The 2,358-nt window shown below is 35.5% G+C and carries 3 protein-coding genes; all 3 read right to left on the bottom strand.

Translation table 11 applies throughout. From position 1 onward, the window contains the following. Positions 1-36: 36 nt before the first annotated feature. The 3 genes from tnpC to tnpA are packed head-to-tail and all read right to left on the bottom strand — an operon-like array spanning position 37 to position 2,286. Positions 37-1,611, bottom strand: a complete 1,575-nt coding sequence (gene tnpC, locus RT228_RS17925) for an IS66 family transposase (RefSeq protein ID WP_286468508.1) — start codon at positions 1,609-1,611, stop codon at positions 37-39. Positions 1,612-1,660: 49 nt separating this feature from the next. Then, positions 1,661-1,999: an IS66 family insertion sequence element accessory protein TnpB gene (gene tnpB / locus RT228_RS17920; protein ID WP_071307249.1), complete on the bottom strand. Its 339-nt coding sequence runs from the start codon at positions 1,997-1,999 to the stop codon at positions 1,661-1,663. Then, positions 1,999-2,286 carry an IS66 family insertion sequence element accessory protein TnpA gene (tnpA, locus tag RT228_RS17915; RefSeq protein ID WP_158960359.1) on the bottom strand — a complete coding sequence of 96 codons (288 nt, stop codon included), beginning with the start codon at positions 2,284-2,286 and terminating at the stop codon, positions 1,999-2,001. Before tnpA ends, tnpB begins: the two co-directional genes overlap by 1 nt. Between the last annotated feature and the right edge of the window lie 72 nt (positions 2,287-2,358).

Genomic DNA, 2,358 nt, shown 5'->3' with positions numbered 1-2,358 from the left:
GTATGCACCCGAGCAAGTACATCTAGTGAGATCTAATTATTCTTCTACATTATCCAGGATAAGTTTCTTGTAATTATGAGGATATAAGTCAGCGATATTCTTGTGGTTGATGGATTGAATATTTTCAAGAACATACTTTAGCCATTGATATGGATTAATGTCATGCTTTTTGCAGTTAGCAAAAAACGTATAGGCCATAGCTGCTCTTTGTGCTGCATCATGAGAACCGGCAAAGAGATAGTTTTTACGACCAATTGCTACAGGTCTGATTACATTTTCAACAAGATTATTGTCTATCTGCAAGTTTCCATTGTGTAAGTAATCACTTAGATTACTCCATCTTTTTTGAGAGTACGCAAAAGCTTTACCTATTCTACTTTGAGGTAAGGTGAGATTCATCTGAGCAATCATATATTTACCAAGCTTGTTGATGATTGGTAAACTTTCATCTAGACGAAGTTCTTTGATTTGGTCAGGAGCTAAGTTTTGTTCTTTAGCTTTTCTCTCTATAGCATATAACTTCTGTATTTCTACTAGTACATGCTGCGCCCTTTTTCTATCGTTATCTAAAGCTTTTTCAAATTCACGTCGAGCATGTGCCCAACAAGCAAGATGTGTAACATCTGACTTATTTCCATAGGCTTGGTAGCCGCTAAATCCATCAGTTTGCAGATATCCTTTGAAGTTTTTTAATATAGGCAGTGCAGCACTACCGCTACGAGTAGGACTGTAATTAAACATTACAAGCTTGGATATAGGTGCGTGATACACCCAATAGTAGCCAAGATGAGTTTTGTCTTTCTTTTTCTCATCTAAGACTTTGATGGTGGTTTCATCAACTTGGAGATAACCTTCGTTTTTGATGTCCATCACCAGCTTTTGGTATAGTGGCTTTAAAGCATCCATGCTTTGAGCCGCCCAACCATCTATTGTAGAAGAAGCTATATCGATGTTTTCTCTGGAAAAGCGTTGCTTTTGTCTATAAAGAGGAAGGTGGTCAACATATTTATCTACAAGTATTGTGGATAATAATCCCTCTGAAGGGATTCCTTTATCTATAATTCGCTCAGGAAGCTCACCAATACTAATTTGAGTGTTGTCTTTACCTTTAGTAGCGTATTTATATCGGATGTAACGCTTGATTTTAAAGTAACCAGGAACATAATCTAACACATCTGTAGTTTCTTTACCAATGCAAATCATATCAGATAAATCTCCCTCAGGATGTATTTCTATTTCTTCTACGGGTAAATGATCTGGTAGTTTAGCTCGTCCTGGATGTTTCTTTTTCTCACGAGAGTAGGTAATCTCTTGTTTGATTACTTCTTCTTGTTCCTCTAAGACTGCTTGTTCAACATCTAAAGGTAATTGAGTTTGATTGGGATCCTCAAAACGTTCTCGGCTTTGACCGAACTTCATGCGCTCAAGTAGCTTTACACGATATTCCAGTTCTGTATTTTTTTCTTCTAGTTTAGAGGTCTTTTCTTCTAAGCTAATAGTTTTCTTCTCTAACTTAGTATTTACTTTTTCTTGCTTGGAAATAGTTTTTGACTGCTGTTTTATAAGTGCCAAAAGTTCTTGTTTCGATAAGTTTTCTAAGTCTATTTCCATGAAGTAAATATACGTCAAAAGCCTTACTTATACAAGAATTAAGGCTGTTTTATCTCATGGAAAACCGCCTTTTTTGACTACTTTTTATCACTTGTATTCCTTCAATCATAAGTACCAAATCACTCCAACTGATTTGAGTCCGATTATGAATAGGAAAAGCAAAAGTACCTTGTTCTAATCGCTTGTGATATAACACAAAACCACCTGTTTCCCAGTGTAAGAGTTTCATCTGATTACATCGACGATTAATAAACACGTAGACACTTCCATTATGAGCGACTTGATTAAGCTCGTTTTGAACAAGACCACATAGACTATCGAAACTCTTGCGCATATCACAAGCTGATTTATACAAGTAGAATTGATGACTACTACTCAGACTAAACATTACACAAGGTTTACTAATGAATAGAGTTCACTTAAGTCTTTTGTTTCTACATGAAGTTTCACTCCATTAGGGTATACAATTTCGTATTCTTTACCTTCTGTTTTAGGTGTTTTACCTATTGCTATAAAGTTACTTGAGCATTCTCGCTCTGTTTCACTCTTAAACTTTACTACCCAATAACTAAATGTCGCTAACTTAATTCCAACACTTTCACAATACTTGGATTGTGTTAATCCACTTATTTGCCAATCCTCTACATGAGAGTACATAATTTCTTGTTTGCTCATCTCTTTATTATTTCAAGCAAACTTACTTCCTTACATTATATTATGAAATATGCACTTGCTCGGGCGGATACG

Source organism: Myroides sp. (genome assembly GCF_032073645.1).
In the GTDB taxonomy this organism is placed as follows: Bacteria; Bacteroidota; Bacteroidia; order Flavobacteriales; family Flavobacteriaceae; genus Flavobacterium; species Flavobacterium odoratimimum.
Note: the sequence above shows the minus strand (reverse complement) of the source record. Positions and strands in the feature narration are given on the sequence as shown.

What these genes read in the sequence shown, in the direction of transcription:
- tnpC (WP_286468508.1), bottom strand. Translation starts at nt 1,611, where the DNA reads ATGGAAATAGACTTAGAAAACTTATCGAAACAAGAACTTTTGGCACTT.
- tnpA (WP_158960359.1), bottom strand. Translation starts at nt 2,286, where the DNA reads ATGAGCAAACAAGAAATTATGTACTCTCATGTAGAGGATTGGCAAATA.
- tnpB (WP_071307249.1), bottom strand. Translation starts at nt 1,999, where the DNA reads ATGTTTAGTCTGAGTAGTAGTCATCAATTCTACTTGTATAAATCAGCT.